Annotated in this window: 18 protein-coding genes; 11 read left to right on the plus strand and 7 right to left on the minus strand. The window is 73.4% G+C overall.

Features of this window, described 5'->3' with window-relative positions; translation table 11 throughout:
* The coding region (locus tag ACRYR2_RS19570) for a DUF2470 domain-containing protein (RefSeq protein ID WP_432564562.1) at positions 1–1,160 on the minus strand (1,160 nt) is incomplete at its 3' end.
* Positions 1,161–1,244: 84 nt separating this feature from the next.
* Between ACRYR2_RS19570 and rpsD the strand changes: the two genes are divergently transcribed.
* A complete protein-coding gene (gene rpsD / locus ACRYR2_RS19575) occupies positions 1,245–1,853 on the plus strand; it encodes a 30S ribosomal protein S4 (protein ID WP_432564563.1) in 609 nt (202 codons plus the stop codon).
* Positions 1,854–1,931: 78 nt separating this feature from the next.
* On the opposite strand, the gene ACRYR2_RS19580 is transcribed toward rpsD, so the two are convergent.
* Together ACRYR2_RS19580 and ACRYR2_RS19585 are read right to left on the minus strand one after the other, a co-directional pair.
* Positions 1,932–3,548 carry a Na+/H+ antiporter gene (locus tag ACRYR2_RS19580; protein WP_432564564.1) on the minus strand — a complete coding sequence of 539 codons (1,617 nt, stop codon included), beginning with the start codon at positions 3,546–3,548 and terminating at the stop codon, positions 1,932–1,934.
* A 78-nt stretch (positions 3,549–3,626) separates the two neighbouring features.
* A complete protein-coding gene (locus ACRYR2_RS19585; protein WP_432564565.1) occupies positions 3,627–5,030 on the minus strand; it encodes a class II fumarate hydratase in 1,404 nt (467 codons plus the stop codon).
* A 161-nt stretch (positions 5,031–5,191) separates the two neighbouring features.
* On the opposite strand from ACRYR2_RS19585, the gene ACRYR2_RS19590 reads away from it, so the two are divergent.
* From ACRYR2_RS19590 to ACRYR2_RS19610, 5 genes are all read left to right on the plus strand, one after another.
* The gene (locus ACRYR2_RS19590) at positions 5,192–6,493 is read left to right on the plus strand and encodes an extracellular solute-binding protein (RefSeq protein WP_432564566.1); all 1,302 of its coding nucleotides are present in this window, start codon (positions 5,192–5,194) and stop codon (positions 6,491–6,493) included.
* Complete coding sequence (locus ACRYR2_RS19595; RefSeq protein ID WP_432564567.1) at positions 6,490–7,440, plus strand: carbohydrate ABC transporter permease; 951 nt, start codon at positions 6,490–6,492, stop codon at positions 7,438–7,440. The genes ACRYR2_RS19590 and ACRYR2_RS19595 overlap by 4 nt, the downstream gene beginning before the upstream one ends.
* Positions 7,441–7,448: 8 nt before the next feature.
* Positions 7,449–8,282 carry a carbohydrate ABC transporter permease gene (locus ACRYR2_RS19600; RefSeq protein WP_432564615.1) on the plus strand — a complete coding sequence of 278 codons (834 nt, stop codon included), beginning with the start codon at positions 7,449–7,451 and terminating at the stop codon, positions 8,280–8,282.
* Positions 8,283–8,300: 18 nt separating this feature from the next.
* A complete protein-coding gene (locus ACRYR2_RS19605; protein WP_432564568.1) occupies positions 8,301–9,557 on the plus strand; it encodes an ABC transporter ATP-binding protein in 1,257 nt (418 codons plus the stop codon).
* A 239-nt stretch (positions 9,558–9,796) separates the two neighbouring features.
* The gene (locus ACRYR2_RS19610; RefSeq protein WP_432564569.1) at positions 9,797–11,128 is read left to right on the plus strand and encodes a GNAT family N-acetyltransferase; all 1,332 of its coding nucleotides are present in this window, start codon (positions 9,797–9,799) and stop codon (positions 11,126–11,128) included.
* A gap of 12 nt (positions 11,129–11,140) precedes the next feature.
* Here the strand turns inward: ACRYR2_RS19610 and ACRYR2_RS19615 are convergent, their stop codons facing one another.
* On the minus strand, positions 11,141–12,082 hold the full coding sequence (locus tag ACRYR2_RS19615; RefSeq protein WP_432564570.1) for a carbohydrate kinase family protein: 942 nt from the start codon (positions 12,080–12,082) through the stop codon (positions 11,141–11,143).
* Positions 12,082–13,116: a class II fructose-bisphosphatase gene (glpX, locus tag ACRYR2_RS19620; protein ID WP_432564571.1), complete on the minus strand. Its 1,035-nt coding sequence runs from the start codon at positions 13,114–13,116 to the stop codon at positions 12,082–12,084. The genes ACRYR2_RS19615 and glpX overlap by 1 nt, the downstream gene beginning before the upstream one ends.
* A 103-nt stretch (positions 13,117–13,219) precedes the next feature.
* Between glpX and ACRYR2_RS19625 the strand changes: the two genes are divergently transcribed.
* A complete protein-coding gene (locus tag ACRYR2_RS19625) occupies positions 13,220–13,852 on the plus strand; it encodes a DUF4245 domain-containing protein (RefSeq protein WP_432564572.1) in 633 nt (210 codons plus the stop codon).
* Positions 13,853–13,883: 31 nt separating this feature from the next.
* Here the strand turns inward: ACRYR2_RS19625 and ACRYR2_RS19630 are convergent, their stop codons facing one another.
* Positions 13,884–14,108: an exodeoxyribonuclease VII small subunit gene (locus tag ACRYR2_RS19630; protein WP_432564573.1), complete on the minus strand. Its 225-nt coding sequence runs from the start codon at positions 14,106–14,108 to the stop codon at positions 13,884–13,886.
* 9 nt (positions 14,109–14,117) lie between these two features.
* Positions 14,118–15,383, minus strand: a complete 1,266-nt coding sequence (gene xseA / locus ACRYR2_RS19635; RefSeq protein ID WP_432564574.1) for an exodeoxyribonuclease VII large subunit — start codon at positions 15,381–15,383, stop codon at positions 14,118–14,120.
* A 127-nt stretch (positions 15,384–15,510) separates the two neighbouring features.
* Here xseA and ACRYR2_RS19640 point away from each other — a divergent pair, with 127 nt between their 5' ends.
* The 4 genes from ACRYR2_RS19640 (at position 15,511) to ACRYR2_RS19655 (ending at position 19,729) form a co-directional block, all read left to right on the plus strand.
* The gene (locus ACRYR2_RS19640; protein WP_432564616.1) at positions 15,511–16,521 is read left to right on the plus strand and encodes a 4-hydroxy-3-methylbut-2-enyl diphosphate reductase; all 1,011 of its coding nucleotides are present in this window, start codon (positions 15,511–15,513) and stop codon (positions 16,519–16,521) included.
* Positions 16,522–16,904: 383 nt separating this feature from the next.
* The gene (locus ACRYR2_RS19645; protein ID WP_432564575.1) at positions 16,905–17,519 is read left to right on the plus strand and encodes a serine O-acetyltransferase; all 615 of its coding nucleotides are present in this window, start codon (positions 16,905–16,907) and stop codon (positions 17,517–17,519) included.
* Positions 17,520–17,546: 27 nt separating this feature from the next.
* Positions 17,547–19,496 carry an HAD-IIIC family phosphatase gene (locus tag ACRYR2_RS19650; protein WP_432564576.1) on the plus strand — a complete coding sequence of 650 codons (1,950 nt, stop codon included), beginning with the start codon at positions 17,547–17,549 and terminating at the stop codon, positions 19,494–19,496.
* Entirely contained in the window at positions 19,493–19,729 is a 237-nt protein-coding gene (locus ACRYR2_RS19655) for an acyl carrier protein (RefSeq protein WP_432564577.1), read from the plus strand. Before ACRYR2_RS19650 ends, ACRYR2_RS19655 begins: the two co-directional genes overlap by 4 nt.
* Positions 19,730–19,736: the final 7 nt, after the last annotated feature.

The following is a 19,736-nucleotide window of genomic DNA, read 5'->3' on the forward strand; positions in this document are numbered from 1 at the left end:
AGACAACGCCCCCCGCCCCCGCGCGCCCGCCCCCCCCCCCCCCCCCCCCCCCCCCCCCCCCCCCCCCCCCCCCCCCCCCCCCCCCCCCCCCCCCCCCCCCCCCCCCCCCCCCCCCCCCGGTGGTCCGGGCCCCTTCCCCCGCACGGGCACCCGAACAGCCCGCAGAGCGCGCGGGCGACGTCGTGCTCGTGCCGGACGGGCTCGGGGAACGGCGCCCGCAGCGTCCTCGTGCCGCCACCGATCGTGACCAGCACGTCGAGCCCGTACCGGTCGGCGCCCACGACGGCGACCTCGCGCGTCTCGCGCGCCTGCGCCTCGGGCAGCTGGCCCAGCACCCAGCCGATGAGGGCGTCGCGGTGGTGGGCCTCCAGGTGGGCGACCAGCCCGTCCTCGTCGTCGTACAGCGGATCGGGTGCGGCCGTGGTGAACTCCTCGTCCTCCAGCAGGTGCACCCCGCCGGCCGTGGTCACCCGGACGTCGGCGACCTCCAGGCGCCAGACGAGCCGCGTGCTGCCGACGTCCAGCAGCGCCCCCAGCGGCCGCACGGCCGCCGCGGTCTGGGCCACCCGGCGCTGGTCGGCCGGCAGGATCGACTCCACCCAGCCCGTCACGCACAGCCGGGCCCTGGGCAGGACCGCCTGTCCCGGCGGGACGTCCAGGACGTCCAGCACGGCGGGGACGCGGCTCCAGCGGCTGTCGTCGTCGAGTTCGAGCAGCCGGCGGTGCAGCGGCGAGCCGTCCTCCAGGAGCAGCAGCAGCCCGCCCCAGGCGTCGGTGAGGTGCTGCACGCCGTAGGCCTCGGTGCGCGACTCGCTCGTGCGGGTGCGCCGGGCCGGGGCGATCTCGGCGAAGACGTCCTCGGGGTCGTGCGGGTGGTCGTGCCCGTGCTGGTGGTGCGGGCAGGCCTGCCGGGTGCGCGGCAGGTGCAGCGTGCCGGTGACCGTCCCGACGGCCAGGGTGCGGGCCCACTGGGCGGGGGTGGGGCGGGTGAGCGCGTGCCTGGTCGTGCCGCTGGTCGTGCCGCTGGTCGTGCCGCTGGTCGTGCTGGTGGTCATCGTCACCCCGTCGGAGGCCGTAGAGTTGGGAGCGGTGCGCTCCGAGTCCTGCCCGTGCGGGACCGGTGCCGTGGTCCGCTCGATCCCCGGGATCCGGTGGTTCACGTTGCCTCCTCGGGGCGCGATCGTCCTGGCCCTTCGAGTGCTTCTCGAGGAAGGCCAGGCTCACCTTACGATCAGGAGAGTGGAATGAACAACGCCCGACCCAAGGTGCGCATCTCCCGCGCACTCGGGGTGGCCCTCACGCCGAAGGCCGCCCGCTACATGGACCGTCGCCCGTACCCGCCGGGCATGCACGGTCGCAAGCAGAAGAAGGCGTCGGACTACGCGACGCAGCTGCGCGAGAAGCAGCGTCTGCGGTTCCAGTACGACGTCAGCGAGACCCAGCTCCGTCGGGCGTACGACCTGGCCAAGCGCAAGCCGGGCAAGACGGGCCAGAACCTGGTCCAGCTGCTCGAGACGCGTCTGGACTCGGTCGTGTGGCGTGCGGGCTTCGCCCGGACCATCTACCAGGCTCGCCAGATGGTCGTGCACCGCCACATCGTCGTCGACGGCCGTCGCGTGGACCGTCCGTCCTTCCGGGTCCTGCCCGGTCAGACGGTCGAGGTCGCGCCGCGCTCGAAGGCGAAGACCCCGTTCATCGTGGCTGCCGAGGGCGGCTGGAGCGACAACGAGATCCCCGGCTGGCTGGAGGTGGAACGTGCCGAGCTCACCGCCAAGGTGAACGCTCTGCCGGTCCGCGAGCAGATCCCGGTGACCTGCGACGAGCAGCTCGTCGTCGAGTACTACTCGCGCTGAGTCTCCTCACGTCCACAGGGCGCCGGTCCCCGCGAGGGGGCCGGCGCCCTGTGGCGTCGGCGGGCCCGCCGCACGCGCTCACAGTCGCGGCGAGCTGCGGTGCGACAGCGACGCCTCGTCCAGGTCGAGCTGCTCCAGCGACTCCGCCACCGCCTCCTCGGCGATGCGCCCCTCCTCCTGAGCCGTCACCAGCGCCGCTCGCTGGGCGCTGATCATCCTGCGCCGCAACAGGATCCCCGTCTCAGCGGCAACCCGGCCGGTGGAGGCGCCCTCCTGCTCGGCGTCGTCGGAGGCCCGCAGCGCGGCGAGCTGCTCGGCCCGTCGCAGGACGAGGTCGGCGACGTGGCGACGCACCGGGTCGTCCGCCTCCTCCCGCGCACGGGTCAGCTCCTCGTGCGCCGTCCGCGAGGACAGCTCCCGCGCCAGCCGGCGCTGCCGGTCGAGCCACTCGTGCTCCTCGGGAGCCTCCAGCCGCAGCCGGCGGATCAGGGCCGGCAGCGTGGAGCCCTGCAGCACGAGGGTGCCCACCGCGACGGCGAAGGCGAGCACCTGCAGGTCGGCGCGGTGCGGGAACGGCTCACCGGAGGCGGTGGTCTCGGGGATCCCGGCCGCGGCGGCCAGCGTCACCACACCGCGCATGCCGGTCCAGGCGATGACGACGTCCTCGCGGACGGTGTAGTGGCGGCCGCCGGGGGAGAAGCGCCCGCGCAGGACCCGGCGCATGAGCACGCCACCGCCGAGCACCCAGACGAGGCGGACCCCGACCACCGCGGCCAGCACGACCAGCGCTGCCCCCAGCAGCCCGGCGAGGCTCGTCCCCTCGTCCAGCGCGTCCGAGAGCAGGAAGCGCAGCTGCAGACCCAGGTAGGCGAAGACGAACGCCTCCAGCAGCACGTCCAGCAGGTTCCACACCTCGCGCTCGGCGATGCGGGTCGCGTAGACCGTCCGCACGGCCCGGCGCGACAGCGCGAACCCGGCGGCCACGACGGCCAGCACCCCGGAGGTCTCCAGGGCCTCGGCGACGGCGTAGGCGGTGAACGGCGTGAGCACCGCCAGGGCCGTCATGTTGGCGGGGTTGCGCAGGCGCGTGCGCACCAGGTGCACCACCCGTCCGAGGACGGCGCCGACGAGGACCCCGCCGACGGCCTCGAACAGGAAGAAGAGCACGGGGTCGCCGATGACCGTCTCGGTTCCGGCCACCGCCGCCGTCGCCGTGGAGAACAGCGTCAGCGCCGCTGCGTCGTTGACCAGGCTCTCGCCCTTGAGCGTCGTCAGGACCCGGACGGGCAGCCCGAGGCGGCCACCGATGGCCACCGCTGTCACGGCGTCGGGCGGGGAGACGACGGCCGCCAGCACCAGCGCGGTGCCCAGCCCGAGCCAGGGCACCGCGTACGCGGCGACCGCGCCCACCGCCGCCGTCGTGACGACGACCAGCAGCACCCCGAGGTTGGTGATCGACCGCCAGCGGCGCACGAACCCGCGCCAGGAGAAGCCGGCCGTGGTGGAGAACAGCAGCGGCGGCAGGACCACGGACAGGATGACGTCCGGAGGCAGCTCCAGCCGCGGCAGCCCGGGCACGAAGGAGACGGCGGCGCCGGTCACCGCGAGCACCAGCGGCGCCTGCCACCCCCGGCGCGCCGACACGATCGTCAGGGCGAGCGCACCCAGCAGGACGAGGAGCAGGTGGGGCAGCACCCCGTCAGTCTGGGGTGGGAGCCGGTCGTGGGCGCGCCGGCGCGGTGCCTCACCGCCGCGGCCACGACCGGGCCCGGATCAGGGGTGCGTCATCGACATGACGTCCAGCGCCGTGTCGAGCTGCTCCTCGCTGACCTCACCGCGCTCGACGAACCCGAGCGCCACGACGGCCTCGCGCACGGTCGAACCGGTCGCGACGGCGTGCTTGGCGACCTTGGCGGCCGCCTCGTACCCGATGACCCGGTTGAGCGGGGTGACGATCGAGGGGGAGGACTCGGCGAAGCGGCGGCACGTCTCGACGTCGGCCTCCAGGCCGTCGATCGTGCGGTCGGCCAGCAGCTTCGAGGCGTTGCCCAGCAGCCGCGCGGACTCCAGCACGTTGCGCGCCATCACCGGGATCTGGACGTTCAGCTCGAAGGAGCCGCTGGCCCCGGCCCAGGCGACGGTGGCGTCGTTGCCGACGACCTGCGCGCACACCATGAGGGTGGCCTCGGGAACGACCGGGTTCACCTTGCCCGGCATGATCGACGACCCCGGCTGCAGGTCCGGCAGCCGCAGCTCGCCCAGGCCCGTGCGCGGGCCGGATCCCATCCAGCGCAGGTCGTTGCAGATCTTGGTGAGACTGACGGCGACGACCTTCAGCGCGCCGGACAGCTCGACGAGCGCGTCGCGGGCGCCCTGGGCCTCGAAGTGGTCCGCGGCCTCGGTCAGCGGCAGGCCGGTGTCGGCGGCGAGCAGCTCGATGACGCGCTGCGGGAACCCGGGCGGGGTGTTGATGCCCGTGCCCACGGCCGTGCCGCCCAGCGGCACCTCGGCCACCCGCACGACGGTCGCCTCGACGCGTTCGACGCCGCGCGCCAGTTGCTGCGCGTAGCCGGCGAACTCCTGGCCCAGGGTCACCGGGGTGGCGTCCATGAGGTGCGTGCGACCGGACTTCACGACGTCGGCCCACTCGGTGGCCTTGCGGCGCAACGACGCCTCGAGGTGGCGCAGGGCCGGGACCAGCTCGGTGACGACGGCCGAGGTCGCGGCCACGTGCACCGAGGTCGGGAAGACGTCGTTGGACGACTGCGAGGCGTTGACGTGGTCGTTGGGGTGGACGGGGGAGCCGAGCCGCTCGGTCGCCAGGGTCGCGATGACCTCGTTGGCGTTCATGTTCGAGCTCGTGCCCGAGCCGGTCTGGAAGATGTCGACGGGGAACTCGGCGTCCCAGCGGCCGCCGGCGACCTCGTCGGCGGCGGCCGCGACGGCCCGGGCCAGGTCCTCCTCCAGCACCCCCAGCTCGGCGTTGGCCAGCGCCGCGGCCTTCTTGATGCGGGCCAGGGCCTCGATGTGAGCGCGCTCCAGGGGCGTGCCCGAGATCGGGAAGTTCTCCACGGCCCGCTGCGTCTGCGCGCGGTACTTCGCGGCCGCGGGGACCCGGACCTCTCCCATGGTGTCGTGCTCGATCCGGAACTGTTGATCAGGGGCTTCACTGGCCATGCCCCCATCCTGCCAACCCGCCCCGTGCCGTGGTGCGGCCGGTGGCGTGGATCACGGACTGCTCACGATCCCGAGCCCGGCGGATCTTCCGGGGTGCGCGCCGTGGAGGCCAGGTGTAGGCATGGCGGACGACATCCGACGACGGAGTCCAAGGAGGGGCCGTGGCAGGTCGATGGCGCACCCACCTGGGGATGGTGAGCGCGGCGGCGGTGCTCGCCGGTGGTCTCGCAGCGTGTGGTGACTCGAGCACCGCGTCGGGCACCCCGACGCTCAACTGGTACATCAACCCCGACAACGGGGGTCAGCAGACGATCGCGCAGCAGTGCAGCGAGCAGTCCGGCGGCGCCTACACGATCGACGTCTCCATCCTGCCCAGCGACGCCGCCGCGCAACGCGAGCAGCTCATGCGACGGCTCGCCGGCAACGACACCTCGATCGACCTCATGAGCCTGGACCCCGTCTTCGTGCCGGAGACGGCCGAGGCCGGCTTCCTGGCCGAGGTGCCCGCCGACCTGCAGCAGCAGTGGTCCGACGGGATCGTCGAGGGCGCGGTGCAGGGCGCGTCGTGGAAGGACGAGCTCGTCACCGCACCGTTCTGGGCGAACACCCAGCTGCTGTGGTTCCGCAAGTCCGTCGCCCAGGCCGCCGGCCTGGACACGACGCAGCCGATCACCTGGGACCAGCTGGTCCAGGCCGCCCAGCAGCAGGGCACCGCCATCGGCGTCCAGGGCCAGCGGGCGGAGTCCATGACCGTGTGGGTCAACGCCATGATCGCCTCGGCCGGCGGTGAGGTCATCGAGAACCCCGACGCCAAGGGCCCGGACATCCGGCTGGGCCTGGAGAGCGAGGCGGGCGCGGCCGCCGCGAAGGTCATGCAGGACATCACCGCTGCCGGGGTCGGCGGACCGGGCATCGACAACCGCGACGAGGCCGCCACGGCCAACCTGTTCCAGCAGGGCGACGCGGCGTTCATGGTGAACTGGCCCTTCGTCTACGCCCAGGGCAAGTCCGCGGCCGAAGAGGGCACGATGGACCAGGCGATCTTCGACGACTACGGCTGGACGACGTACCCCGCGATGAGCGCGGACCTCCCGGCGGCTCCGCCGCTGGGAGGCATCGACATCGGTGTCAGCGCCTTCAGCGAGAACAAGGAGGCGGCGTTCGAGGCCGTGTCCTGCATCGTCTCGGTGGAGAACCAGGCCGCGTACATGATCTCCGACGGCAACCCGGCCGCCGCCGAGGCGGCCTACGAGGACCCCGAGGTCCAGGAGGCGTACCCGATGTACGACACCATCCGGACCTCGCTGCAGGCGGCGGCTCCCAGGCCGCAGACCGCGTACTACAACGAGGTGAGCCAGGGCATCGCCGACCGGTGGCAGCCGGTCTCCGCCGTCACCGACGACACCCCGGCGCAGTCGCAGGGTTACATCGAAGAGGTGCTGCGAGGGGAGAAGCTGCTGTGAGCACCACCGCCACACCGCTCGGCGCCGACATCGCCACCGACCCCAAGGGCAAGCGCCCGCGCGCCAGCGACAAGGCCCGGTCCGAGGCGAAGCTGGGGTGGATGCTGGCCGGGCCGGCGTTCGTCATCCTCGTCGCCGTCACCGGGTACCCGATCCTGCAGGCGCTGTACGAGTCGCTCTTCAGCTTCCGGCTGACCGCACCGGCCGACCGGGAGTTCGTCGGGCTGAAGAACTACGGGGTCATCCTCTCCGACGGGCTGTGGTGGTCGGCGCTGGGCAACACCGCGCTGATCACCGTCGTCACCGTGGCCGTCGAACTCGTCATCGGGTTCGCGCTGGCCATGGTGATGCACAAGGTCCTCGGCTGGCTGCGGCCCATCGTCCGCACCGCGATCCTCATCCCGTACGCGATCATCACCGTGGTCTCGGCCTACGCCTGGCAGTACGCGTTCGGCCTGACCACGGGGTTCATGAACGCCGTGCTGGGCCTGGACGACTACGACGTCTTCGCCAACAAGTGGTCGGCGCTGGCGGTCATCTGCCTCTCGGAGATCTGGAAGACCACCCCGTTCATCTCGCTGCTGCTGCTGGCGGGGCTCGCGCAGGTCCCCTCGGACATGACGGAGGCGGCCAAGGTCGACGGGGCCACGGCGTGGGAGCGGCTGTGGAAGGTGACGCTGCCGAACATGAAGGCCTCCATCATGGTGGCCCTGCTGTTCCGCGCCCTGGACGCGTTCCGCATCTTCGACAACGTCTACATCATGACCAACGGCGCGGCGGGCACCGAGACCGTCTCGTCGCTGGCGTACAACCAGACCATCAGCCGGCTGGAGATCGGGCTGGGGTCGGCGGTCTCGGTGCTGCTGTTCGTCTGCGTCCTGCTGATCTGCTTCGTGGCGATCAAGGTGTTCCGGGTCGACCTGGCCCGTGCGAGGGGTGAGGGCTGATGGGTGCGTTGTCCACCAAGGAGAAGACCGGCTGGTACCTCGGTGCCCTGCTGATCGTCCTCTACGCGATCGTCCCGGTCGTCTACATCGTCTCGATGAGCTTCAAGTCCGAAGGTGCCCTGGCGGAGCGGACGTTCTTCCCGTCGCAGTGGACCTGGGGCAACTACGACGAGATCTTCCGCGGCAACGGGTCGGACCTGTTCCTGCCGGCGCTGCGGAACTCGATCATCACCTGCCTCGTCGCGACGTTCATCGCGGTCATCCTGTCGATGTTCGCGGCCTACGCCATCGCCCGGCTGAACTTCCCGGGCAAGCGCGTGGTCCTCACCAGTGCGCTGGCGGTGGCGGTGTTCCCGGTCATCACGATGGTCACCCCGCTGTTCAACGCGTGGCGGCAGATCGGCCTGTACGACACGATCCCCGGCCTGATCATCCCCTACCTGGCGCTGACGCTGCCGATCTCCATCTGGACGATGTCGGCGTTCTTCCGCGGGATCCCGTGGGACATGGAGCAGGCCGCCCAGGTCGACGGGGCGACGAGCTGGCAGGCGTTCCGCAAGGTCATCGTCCCGCTGGCCGCGCCCGGGGTGTTCACCACGGCGATCATCGCGTTCTTCATCGCCTGGAACGACTTCGTGTTCGGCATCTCGCTGACCTCGACGTCGCGGGCCCAGCCGGTGCCGGCGGCGTTGTCGAGCTTCACCGGGTCCAGCTACTTCGTCCAGCCGACGGGCGCCATCTCGGCGGCCGCCGTCATCGTCACCATCCCGGTCGTGGTCCTGGCGCTGGTGTTCCAGCGCCGCATCGTCGCGGGTCTCACCAACGGCGCAGTCAAGGGCTGAGGGAAGGGTTCCAGAACAATGGCTCGCATCGAACTGAAGAACATCGTCAAGCAGTACGGTGACGGCTTCCCGGCCGTGAACGACGTCAGCCTCGACATCGCTGACGGGGAGTTCGTCATCCTGGTCGGTCCGTCCGGCTGCGGGAAGTCGACGCTGCTGCGGATGATCGTCGGGCTGGAGGACATCACCTCCGGCGACCTGCTCATCGACGGCAAGCGCGTCAACGACCTGGCCCCCCGGGACCGGGACCTGGCGATGGTGTTCCAGAACTACGCCCTGTACCCGCACCTGAGCGTGGGGGAGAACATCGCCTTCCCGTTGCGGCTGAACCACTCCAAGGTGCCCGAGAGCGAGATCCGGGAACGGGTGCAGCGCGCGGCCGACATGCTGGAGCTGCACGAGCACCTGGACCGCAAACCGGCGAACCTGTCCGGCGGGCAGCGTCAGCGGGTGGCGATGGGGCGGGCGATCGTCCGCGACGCCAAGGCGTTCCTGTTCGACGAACCGCTGTCGAACCTCGACGCCAAGCTGCGCGGGCAGATGCGCACCGAGATCGCCCGGATGCAGCGCTCGCTGGCCACGACGACGGTCTACGTCACCCACGACCAGACCGAGGCCATGACGCTGGGCGACCGGGTGGCCGTCCTGCGCAAGGGCGTCCTGCAGCAGGTCGCCAGCCCGCGTGAGCTGTACGAACAGCCCGTCAACCTCTTCGTCGCCGGGTTCATCGGTTCGCCGCCGATGAACTTCCTGCCCGCGCGGGTGAGCGGCGACGTCCTGCAGCTGCCGTTCTGCGAGGTGCCCAGGCCCGCGGTGGTCGGCTCGGAGCACGACGGCAAGCTGCTCATCGTCGGCGTGCGGCCCGAGCACTTCGACGACGCCGACGTGACCGACGCCCCCGGCGGGGCGGTGACCTTCTCGGCGCAGGTCGACGTCACCGAGTGGCTGGGCAACGAGCTGTACGCCTACGTGCCGTTCGAGGCCGCGGAGGAGACCAGGGCGCAGCTGGCCGAGCTCGACCGCGAGCTGGACGGGGAGAGCCTGCGCAGCCAGCTCGTCGTGACCCTCGACGCGATGAGCGGGGTGCGCGACGGCGACACCGCGCGCCTGTGGTTCGACCCGCGGCGGATGCACGTGTTCGACCCCTCCTCCGGGGTGAACCTGACCCGTGACGAGGAGAAGGCGAAGAAGATCGGCGAGCAGTCCGAGGCGCTGCGCAAGCGGTCCCTGGAGCGGGCCCGCTCGGAGGCGTCCAAGGCGCCGGCGAGCGTCTGAGCGGACGGCGGAGCGCCCCGGGGTCTGCCCGGGGCGCTTCGTGCGTCCACGGCCGGCTCGTCCCCGGCCGCCACCGCTCGGCTCAGCTGTGAGTACACGCCTGCTCACGGTGCGTCGATAGTCCGCCGACGCGTGCGGAGGTTCCGCACGACTGTCGGACACCGTGGCTATCGTGCGCGCACGGGTCCTCCACACGGGCGGGCCCGTTCGTGCGGGACCTGGTGCGGAGGGCGGTGGCGGTGACGGACTCGCTCGCGCTCCCCGTCGAGGCCGGTCCCGCCGTTCCCGGGCTCGCGCTCGTGCAGGACCCCTCCCACGGCCTGGCGGTCACCGTGCGCCGCGGTCTCGGCAGCGCCCCCGTGCCGGAGTGGCGGGTGCTGGCGGCCCGGGCGGGGGAGTCGCCGTTCACGGGCCCGGACTGGCTGCGGGCCGTCCACCGCCACCTCGGGGCCGGCGAGCCGTTGCTGGTCAGCGTGCGCCGCGACGGCCGGCTGCTGGCCTTCGGGGCCTTCGCCCTGCTGGGCGGCTCGCGCCCGCTGCTGACGTTCCTGGGAGCCGGGGGCAGCGACTACGCGGGCGTCCTCACCGATCCCGACGCCGGTGTTCCCCGCTCGCGCCTGGTCGCGGCCGTGCTGGACGGGGCGGTCCGCGAGGCGCCGGGCGCGCTGCTGGACCTGGAGCAGGTGCCGGCCTCCGGCGCGCTGCCCGAGCTGGTGGCGCAGTGGGCCGCCGGGCGCGGCTACGCCGTGCGCACGCTGCCGCAGGCGACGGTGCACAGCGTGCCGTTGCCGGCCACGGTCGCCGAGCACGACGCGGCGCTGGGGCGGCACGTGCGGCACGAGGAACGACGGCAGTGGCGACGGCTGGCCGAGCTCGGTGAGCTCGTCGTCGCCGACGACCTGCTCGCCGGTCTGGCCGCGCTGCGCGAGACCGACCCCGAGGCCGCCGCGGACCGGCTCGAGGAGCTCGTCACCGAACTCGCCGAGGTCGACGACGCGCACCCGCACGCCGCCCGTCGCCGCCGCCCGTGGCGCGGGGCGTCGGGGCGCACGCTGTCCGAGGTGCTGTGGACGACACCGCCGGGCGGGGTGCAGCTGTCCGGGCTGCGCGTCGACGGCGAGCTGGTCGCCTACACGTTCTGCCTGGCCGGTCCCACGGCCCTGCACGGGTACGTGCAGTCCTACCGGCGCCGCTACGCCGCGACGGGGCCGGGCACCTTGCTGCTGCTGCGCCTGCGCCGTCGGGCGATCCTGTCCGGGTACCGCGAGCTGGACCTGCTGCGCGGTGACGAGGCCTACAAGCGGCGGCTGGAACCGCTGGCCCGGCAGACGGTGCGCCTGCAGCTGGCTCCGGCCTCCCGGGAGCTGGTGCCCGGGCTCGTCGACCGCGTCAGCCTCTTCCGCCGCGCCTACCGCGACGAACTGCACCGCCGCGAGCGTCTCGGCCGCGGGTTCGACGCCGTCTCGGGGGCGGCCGAACGCCTGCGCGACGAGGTGGCCCGCCGCCGGGCGGCGCTGCCGGCGCCGCCGCGGGTGCGGCCGCTGAGCCGCCTGCTGCGACGCCGGCGCTGAGCCGGACGGTGCTCAGGCGTCGAGCTCGGCGCGCGTCGGGGGGTTCGCCCCGGCCCGCGAGCAGGTGATGGACGCCGAGCGGATGGCCGTGGCCACGATCGACTCCAGGGTGCCCAGGCCGAGGTGACGCAGTCGCGGCAGTCCCCGGCCTCCGAGCAGGTCGTGCTCGGCCAGGGCGTGCAGCAGCCCGGACATGAACGCGTCGCCGGCGCCGACGGTGTCGACGACCTCGATGCGCGGCGCCGGGACGTGCAGCGTGCCGGCGCCGGAGACGGCGACGGCCCCCGCGCTGCCGCGGGTCACCACGACCAGCGCCGGGCCCCGCGCCTGCCACCGGTAGGCGACGGCCTCGACGTCCTCGCCGGGCAGCAGCCAGGCCAGGTCCTCGTCGGAGGCCTTGACGACGTCGGCCGCCTCGACGAACTGCTCGACGCGGGCCAGGGCCTGCTCGCGGTCGGCGAAGAACGCCGGCCGCACGTTGGGGTCGTAGCTCGTCGTCGCGCGGCCCCGCACCGAGCGCAGCAGGCTCAGGGCGGTGTCCGCCCCGGGGGGGACGGCCGCGCCGATCGACCCGGTGTGCACGAGCGTGACGTCGTCGCCGAGCGTGACCTCCGGCACCCGCCAGACCAGGTCGAAGTCGTAGGTCGCCTTGCCCTCGGCGTCGATCTCGGCCCGCGCCACCGGGGTCGGGTCACCGTCGACGGCGCCCGGGAGCAACTGCACGGCACCGGATTCCAGGTGCGCGCGCAGCAGCTTGCCGTGGTCGTCGTCGCCCAGGCGGGTCAGCAGCCCGACGTCGTGCCCGAGCCGGCCCAGGCCGTAGGCGACGTTGAGCGGGGACCCGCCGGGGTGTTCGGTGGTGGCGTCGGAGGCGTCCGAGCCCGCCCGGTGGACGACGTCGACGAGGGCCTCGCCGACGACGACCGCTCGCGACCCCGGCAGCGCGCCCGTCATCAGCGGGGGCCGGTGAAGTCGATCGCGGAGTAGGCGCGCAGCTTGGACAGGCGGTGCTCGCTGTCGACCTTGCGGATGGTGCCGGACTTGCTGCGCATCACGATGCTGGAGGTGCTGATGGTGTCGCCGCGGTAGCGCACGCCGTCGACCAGCTCGCCGTCGGTGATGCCGGTGACGACGAAGTAGACGTTGTCGGAGGCCACCAGGGTCTTGGTGTCCAGGACGGCGTCCAGGTCGTGACCGGCGTCGATCGCCTTCTGCTTCTCGTCGTCGTCGCGGGGGGCCAGCCGGCCCTGGATGGCGCCGCCCAGGCAGTGCATGGCGCAGGCGGTGATGATGCCCTCGGGGGTGCCGCCGATGCCCAGCAGCAGGTCCACGCCGGTGCCCTCGCGGGCGGCCATCACCGCACCGGCCACGTCGCCGTCGGAGATGAACTTGATGCGGGCGCCGGCCTCGCGGACCTCGTCGGCCAGCTTGGCGTGGCGGGGGCGGTCCAGGATGCAGACGGTGATGTCCTCCACCCAGCGGTTCTTGGCCTTGGCCAGGCGGCGGATGTTCTCGCGCACCGGTAGGCGGATGTCGACGACGTCGGCGGCCTCGGGGCCCACGGCCAGCTTGTCCATGTAGAACACCGCCGAGGGGTCGTACATGGTGCCGCGTTCGGCCACGGCCAGGACGGCGACGGCGTTGGGCATGCCGCGGGCGGTCAGGGTGGTGCCGTCGATGGGGTCGACGGCGACGTCGCACTCGGCGCCGGTGCCGTCGCCCACGCGTTCGCCGTTGTAGAGCATCGGGGCGTTGTCCTTCTCGCCCTCGCCGATGACGACGGTGCCGTTCATGGAGACGGTGCCGATGAGGGTGCGCATGGCGTTGACGGCCGCGCCGTCGGCCTTGTTCTTGTCCCCGCGCCCGACCCAGCGGCCGCCGGCCATGGCGGCGGCCTCGGTGACGCGGACGAGTTCCATCGCGAGGTTGCGGTCGGGGGCCTCGGTGCCGACGGCCAGCGACGGGGGGAGCGCGGTGTTCTGGGACATGGTGGGGGCCTCCTGGAGCCAGCTGACCTTCGGGACCGGTACCGGGCGGATCACCGGGCGACGCACGTCGTCGGCTGCCGATGCTATCCGTCACCATGGGGGCGTGAGCACGACCGGTCGTCCGCCGCAGCCCGCCCCCACCGACAGCGGGGAGGACCCCCGCGGTGTGCCCCGGCAGCGGCACTCGGGCGGCAACGTCCAGTCCATGATCATCTCGATGGCCGTGATCCTGGCCATGGTGGCCGTCGTCGTCTGGCTGCTGCCGCGGCCCAACGCGATCGAGCAGCCGGCCGTCGACGTCGCCAACGCCGCCGAGGGCGCGCGCTCGCAGCTGTCCTTCGAACCCGTCGTGCCCGTCGGCGTGGAGGAGTGGACCGCGACGTCGGCCAACGTCAACCGCTCCACCGACGGCGTCGTCACCTGGCACGTCGGGTACCGCACCGACGAGGGGAAGTTCCTGGCCCTCGAGGTCGCGCGCGACACCACGCCGACGTGGCTGCGGGCGCAGACCCAGAGCGGCGACGACGACGGCGAGGCGACGATCGGGGACGGCACCTGGCAGCGGTACCTGCAGGAGGACCGTGCCCGCTACAGCCTGGCCCGCACCCAGGACGACGTGACCGTGCTCGTCACGGGCGAGGGCGGCTACCCGCTGCTGACCGAGCTGGTCACCGCGGCCGAGGCCGGCTGGGAGCAGGCCGGCACGCCCTGGGGCGCCGCCGCCGGAAGTGCCTGATCGAGCACTCTCGTGGTCGAGCGCGGGCGGATCAGCCGTCGGTGTCGGCGGCCTCGTCCCCGCCGGCGGCGTCCAGGCGGGCACGGGCACCGTCCAGCCACTGCTGGCAGCGGTCGGCGAGGGCCTCGCCGCGTTCCCACAGCGCCAGGGCCTCCTCCAGGCCGGTCCCGCCGGCTTCCAGCCGGCGCACCACGTCGACGAGTTCGTCGCGGGCCTGCTCGTAGGTCAGTTCACTGGGGGCGGCGTCGTCGGGCACCGGAAGAACCTACCCAGCGTCCCCGGCGACCGCCGCGACCTCCCCGTCGGCCAGCCGGATCCGCAGCCGGGTGCCGGCGGGGGCGTCCTGGGGGGTCCGCACCAGCGCGCCGTCCGGCCGCTGCACGACGGCGTACCCGCGCAGCAGCGTCGAGCGGGGCGACAGCGCGCGCACGCTGGTGCGCAGGTGGTCGACGTCGACGCGGGCCCGGTCCAGGCGGTGCTCCAGGGAACGCCGGGCGCGGTCGCGGGCGGCGGTGACCTCGGCGGCCCGGGTGTCGACCAGCACGTGCGGGGCGGCCAGCACCGGCCGGCTGCGCAGCGCGGCCAGCGCGTGCTCCTCCCGCTCGAGCCGGGCCACGGCCCCGCGCCGGGCCCGTGCGCGCAGCTGCCGCACCCCGGCCAGCTCCTCGGCCACGTCGGGCACGACCAGCCGGGCCGCGTCGGTCGGGGTCGAGGCGCGCACGTCGGCGACCAGGTCCAGCAGCGGGGAGTCGACCTCGTGCCCGATGGCCGACACGACGGGCGTGCGGGCCGCGGCCACGGCACGCACCAGCGTCTCGTTGCTGAAGGGCAGCAGGTCCTCGACGCTGCCGCCGCCGCGGGCGACGACCACGACCTCGACGTGCGGGTCCGCGTCCAGCTCGGCCAGCGCCTGGCTCACCTCCGTCACCGCGTTCGGGCCCTGGACGGCGACCTCGCGGATCTCGAAGCGCACTGCGGGCCAGCGCGACCGCGCGTTCTCCACGACGTCCCGCTCGGCGGCTGAGGCGCGGCCGCAGACCAGGCCGACGGTGTGGGGCAGGAACGGCAGCTCCTTCTTGCGGGAGGAGTCGAACAGCCCCTCGCTGCGCAGCACGCGCTTGAGGTGCTCCAGCCGGGCCAGCAGCTCCCCGACGCCGACGGGGCGCACGTCGTCGGCGGCCAGGCTCAGCGAACCGCGCTTGGCGAAGAACTCCGGCTTGGCGTGCACGACGACGCGGGTCCCGTGGGCCAGACCGTCCGGCAGGGCCTCGCGCAACCGGCCCAGCACCCGGCGCGCGATCGTGACCGGCATCGACATGTCGGTGTCGGCGTCGCGCAGGGTGACGAAGACGACGGAGGAGCCGGGCCGGTCGTTGACCTGGACGACCTGCCCCTCGACCCACGTCCAGGGCATCCTGGCGATGTAGGCGTCCATCTTCGCCGCCAGCAGCCGCACGGGCCACGGGTTCTCCGCCGTCGTCTCCCCGGCGGTGGTGGGGCGGCGGCGGGGTGCGGGTTCGGCGGCGGGCACGTCCTCATCCTGTCAGCGGAACCCCCACGGAAGGCCCACGGGCGGGACACGTCCGGCGACTTACCATGGGGCCGTGACCCAGAGCCTGACCGAACCCCTCCAGGACGACTGCAACGACGCCTCGACCCTGGCGGCGGCGGGCGAGCGGCCGGTCTGGGACGGCGGCAAGCGGGTCCTGCTGGCGGCCCCGCGCGGCTACTGCGCCGGCGTCGACCGCGCCGTCGTCGCGGTGGAGAAGGCCCTGGACCTGTACGGGGCCCCGGTGTACGTGCGCAAGGAGATCGTCCACAACAAGCACGTCGTGCGGACCCTGCAGGAACGCGGCGCGGTCTTCGTCGACGAGACCGACGCGGTGCCCGAGGGGGCGCACCTCGTCTTCTCCGCGCACGGCGTGAGCCCCGCGGTGCGCGAGGCCGCCAGGGCGCGCTCGCTGCAGACCATCGACGCCACCTGCCCGCTGGTCACCAAGGTGCACAAGGAGGCCGTCCGCTTCGCCAGGCAGGACGCCGAGATCCTGCTCATCGGCCACACCGGCCACGAGGAGGTCGAGGGCACCGCGGGCGAGGCGCCCGACCACATCACCATCGTCGACAACCCCGACGTCGCCGACACCATCGAGGTCAAGGACCCCGACAACCTCGTCTGGCTGTCCCAGACGACGCTGAGCGTGGACGAGACGATGGAGACCGTGCGCCGGCTGCGGCAGCGGTTCCCGAACCTGCAGGACCCGCCCAGCGACGACATCTGCTACGCCACCTCCAACCGCCAGGTCGCGGTGAAGAAGATCGCCCCCGAGGCCGACCTCGTCGTCGTCGTCGGCTCGGCCAACTCCTCGAACTCGGTGCGTCTGGTCGAGGTGGCCCTGGACGCCGGGGCCGGTGCGGCGCACCGCGTCGACGGCGCCCACGAGATCGACGAGGCCTGGTTCGAGGGGGTCACCACCGTGGGGGTCACCTCCGGCGCCTCGGTGCCCGAGGTGCTCGTCGAGCAGGTCGTCGCCTTCCTGGCCGAGCGCGGCTACGGGCAGGTCGAGGAGGTCACCACGGCGCAGGAGGACCTGACGTTCTCCCTGCCCACGGACCTGCGCCGCGACCTCAAGGCGGGCAACCGCCGGTCGCTGCCCGTGACTCCCGTCTGAGCGGCAGCGCTCCTCCACCTCCTCCGGCGGTTCCGGAGCCGTCCCCGGCCGCCCGGCACCGGTCGGGCGCCAGCGTGCGCCCCGGTGGCGGTGCGTCGTCCCGTCGCGCCGTCCGGCTGGACCCCGGGCGGCGCCGGCCTGCGCCCGCCCGCGGGCCGGGGCGTCGGTGCCCCGGGCGGTGCCTGCGCCCGCGATCCCGTTGAGCGGCGCACCACTCCACCTGCGGCGCAACCGGTCGACCCGCTGGACGCGAGGGGCCGCAGGGTGCTCGCCGGCCCGACGCACCCTCCTCGGTCGTGCGCGGGTCCCTGCGGGACGGGCTGCTCGCGCCGCTACAGTGACGCCACGTGAGAGTTGACCCGGCGTGATGTGAGGGGGGCGTCGTGGGACACGACAGCCAGAGCGGGATCCGGCACGGGGTGGGGCCGGCCGAGGCGGCGTCGACGGCGCCGCTGGCGACGTTGATCCGGGAGGACTTCGAGCGGCACTCGCGCTCGCTGGTCCACCCCGGGCTGCACGCGCTCGTGGTCCACCGGATCGGGCACTGGGGGCTGTCGCAGCCCGCGCCGGTCCGCAAGGCCGTCAAGGTCGCGCACCGGCTGGTGAACCGGCTGGTCATCCAGAACCTGTACGGCACCGAGATCGCCGACGAGGCGGTCATCGGGCGCAGGGTCGCCATCGGGCACCACCAGGCGGTGCAGATCCCGGCCTTCGCGGTGATCGGCGACGGGGCCACGCTGCGCTCGGGGGTGACGATCGGCTTCGCCAACGCGCAGGAGACCCGGCGCGAGGCCGTGCCGCACATCGGCCGGGACGTGGCCATCGGGACGGGGGCCGTGCTCGTCGGGCCGATCACCGTCGGCGACGGCGCCTCGATCGGCCCGAACGCCAACGTGAGCGTGGACGTGCCGGCCGGGGCCACCGCCTTCGCGCCGCCCGCGCGGATCTTCAAGCCCCAGCCGTCGACCCGGACCGTCACCGACGCGTCCGTGTCCTGACCGGCGACGCACGAGGGGGGGAACGCGATGAGCGCGAACGAGTTGGCGCAGGCGCTGGCGGCGGTGGGGGCCACCCCGGTCCCCGCGCCGCGCGCCTGCCTGGACCTCGCCAAGGCCCACCGGGCCGCCGGTGACGCACGGCGCGCGGTGGGGTGGGCCTTCGCCGCCGCCGACGCCGCCGCCACCGGGGCGGGGGCGGACTTCGCGACCTGGCTGGGGGCCAGCCGGGTCTGGGAGACGGTCCGGGCCGAGCTGCCGCCGGCGCCGCGCACGGCCAGGATCGCCGTCCTGGGCAGCTACACCACGACCCAGTTCAGCCAGCTGCTGCCGCTGGCCTGCGCACGGGCCGGGATCGACGTCGAGGTCTACGAGTGCGGGTACGGCCTGTACCGCACCGAACTGCTCGACCCGGCCAGCGGTCTGCACGCCTTCGCCCCCGACGTCGTGGTGCTCGCCGTCGACGCGGCCGCCGTCGACCTGCCCGAGCACAGCGACGACCCCGAGGCCGCCGTCGAGGCCGAACTCGCCCGGTGGACCTCGCTGTGGGACCTGGCGACCCACCGGTTCGGCGCACGGGTGGTCCAGCACGGCTTCGTCCTGCCGCCCGACGTCCCGCTCGGTCACCTGAGCGCACGGACCCCGGGGTCGCGGCAGGCGATGCTGCAGCGCCTGCTGGCCCGTCTGGGCGAGGCCGCCGGAGCGTCGGTCGCCGTCGTGGACTGCGAACGCCTGGCCGGGACCGTGGGCAAGCGCAACTGGACCGACCCCCGGTACGTGCACGCCGCCAAGCAGTCCGTCGCCCTCGGCTGCGTGCCCCTGCTGGCCCGGCACACCGCGGCCGTCCTGGCCGCGCAGCTGGGCCGGTCCCGCAAGTGCCTCGTGCTCGACCTGGACAACACCCTGTGGGGCGGGGTGCTCGGCGAGGTCGGACCGCACGGCATCGAGATCGGCCACGGCGCTCGCGGGGAGGCGTTCAGCGCCTTCCAGCGGTACGTGCTGGCCCTGAAGGACAAGGGCGTCGTGCTGGCGGTGAGCTCCAAGAACGACGAGGCGCACGTGCGCGAGGCGTTCGAGCAGAACCCCGACATGCTGCTGGCGCTGGACGACTTCGCCGTCGTGAAGGCGAACTGGGAGGACAAACCCGCTGCGGTGCGGGACATCGCGCGCACCCTGGGGATCGGCGAGGATGCCCTGGTGTTCGTCGACGACAACCCGGCCGAACGCGAGGCCGTGCGTGAACTCGTCCCCGACGTCGACGTCGTGCCCCTGCCGCCCGAACCCGCGGCGTACGTGGCGACGCTGGCGGCCTACCCCTTCTTCGAGACGGACGCGCTGACGGCCGAGGACACGGCGCGCACGGCCCAGTACCGGGCGCGGGCCCAGGCCGTGGCCGCGCAGGACTCGGCCGGCAGCCTGCAGGAGTACCTGGCCTCGCTCGGCATGCGGGCCGAGGTCAGCGCCCTGGGGCCGGCGAACACCGCCCGCGTCGCCCAGCTGCTGGGCAAGACCAACCAGTTCAACCTCACGACCCGCCGGCACTCGCCGGCCGACGTCGAGGCCATGGCGCTGGACCCGGCGTGGACCTCGGTCGTGGTGCGCCTGCGCGACCGGTTCGCCGACCACGGGATCGTCGCGGTGGCGCTGGCGCGCCGGGACGGTGAGGTGCTGGACGTCGACAGCTGGCTCATGAGCTGCCGGGTCATCGGCCGGACCCTGGAGGACGAGGTGTTCGGTCTCCTGGTGCGGGCGGCCGAGGCCGCGGGCTGCACGGCGCTGCGGGGGACGTACGTGCCCAGCGCCAAGAACTCCCAGGTCGCCGGGCTCTACGAGCGGCTGGGGTTCACCCGCACGAGCGCGGACGAGGACGGCACGACGCGCTGGGAGCTGGCGTTGCCGGCGACCGTGACCACACCTGGGCTGGTCGCGGTGGAAGAGGTCCGCACGGACCACGACGAGAAGGTGGGGGTGGCGTCGTGAGCGACGTCGACGAGCGCATGGTCCAGGTCTTCCGCGAGGTGCTCGGCCGGGAGGACGTGCAGCTGGAGGACCGCACGACGGCCGCGGACGTGCCGGGCTGGGACTCCCTGGCGCACATCAACATCATGTACTCGCTCGAGGCGGAGTTCGGCGTCCGGTTCAGCGACGAGCAGCTGACCTCCTTCCAGGACGTGGGCGAGCTGCGGCGCTTCCTGGCCAGCGAAGCGGGCTGAAGGTAGC

It is taken from the genome of Kineococcus deserti (assembly GCF_050871945.1).
Lineage (GTDB): Bacteria > Actinomycetota > Actinomycetes > Actinomycetales > Kineococcaceae > Kineococcus.